At 58.2% G+C, this 1,178-nt stretch carries 1 protein-coding gene; it reads right to left on the bottom strand.

The window, feature by feature from the left end; translation table 11 throughout:
• Positions 1-1,178, bottom strand: a 1,178-nt coding sequence (locus AAC147_RS02995; protein WP_047685525.1) for a non-ribosomal peptide synthetase, incomplete at both ends; no start/stop codon positions are given.

Below are 1,178 nucleotides of genomic sequence, written 5' to 3'. Positions count from 1 at the left end.
AGACGCGCTTCAATTTCCCCCAGTTCAATGCGGAAGCCACGCAACTTGACCTGAAAGTCGTTACGGCCGAGGTATTCGATACTGCCATCCGGCAACCAGCGGCCGAGGTCTCCGGTTTTGTACAACCGGGCATCAGGTACAGTGGAGAACGGGTCAGCCATAAAGCGTTCCGCGGTGAGTTCAGGCCGGTTCAGATAGCCGCGGGCCACCCCCACACCGCCGATATGGAGTTCACCGGACACCCCCATTGGCACGGGCTGACCCTGGGTATCCAGAATATACATCTGGGTATTGGCAATCGGGCGGCCGATAGGGACAAAGTGACGCTTATCGTCAGGCTCGCAGGCCCAATAGGTGACATCAATCGCCGCTTCAGTCGGGCCATACAGATTGTGCAGTCCGGCATTAAAACGGGCGAAGAAGCGCTGTTGCAGCTCCGGTGACAGGGCCTCACCGCTGCAAATCACCCGTTTGAGAGAGGCACAGGTGTGCCGGGGGTTAATCCCCTGTACAAACTGTTGCAACATGGACGGGACAAAATGCAGTGTCGTGATACCTGCGGTATCAATCAGCCGGGCCAGATAATCCACCTCTTTATGCCCTTCGGGGCGGGCCATCACCAGACGGGCACCAGAGAGCAGGGGCCAGAAGAATTCCCAGACAGACACATCGAAACTGAACGGGGTTTTCTGCAGGACACGGTCGTGGGCGGTCAGGCCATAGGTCTCCTGCATCCAGACCAGACGATTACAGAGCGCGCGATGGCTGTTCATCACCCCTTTCGGCTGACCGGTGGAGCCGGAGGTATAAATGACATAAGCCAGATGCTGTGACGTCAGCCCCAGTGTCTGAGTATCAAGGTTTTCAGCCGGCAAATTATCCCAGACAGATAATGACGGCGTATCAAGCACAACGACAGGCAGGCGGCTGCCTAAGGTTTCCATCTGGGCGGCCTGAGCCAGCAGGGCCACAGGAGCGGCATCCGCCAGCATGTAGGCCAGCCGTTCAGCCGGATAAGCCGGGTCGAGCGGTACGTAGGCCGCGCCGGCTTTGAGAATAGCCAACAGCCCGACGACCATTTCCAGACTGCGTTCGGTACAGATAGCTACCCTGTCATCAGGCTGGACACCCAGCGCCAGCAGATGATGGGCCAGTTGGTTGGCACGGCGGTTGAGTTC

This window comes from Xenorhabdus sp. NBAII XenSa04 (assembly GCF_963866145.1).
Taxonomy (GTDB): Bacteria; Pseudomonadota; Gammaproteobacteria; order Enterobacterales; family Enterobacteriaceae; genus Xenorhabdus; species Xenorhabdus indica.
The sequence above is the reverse complement of the archived record's forward strand: the minus strand, read 5'-3'. Positions and strand labels throughout refer to the sequence as shown.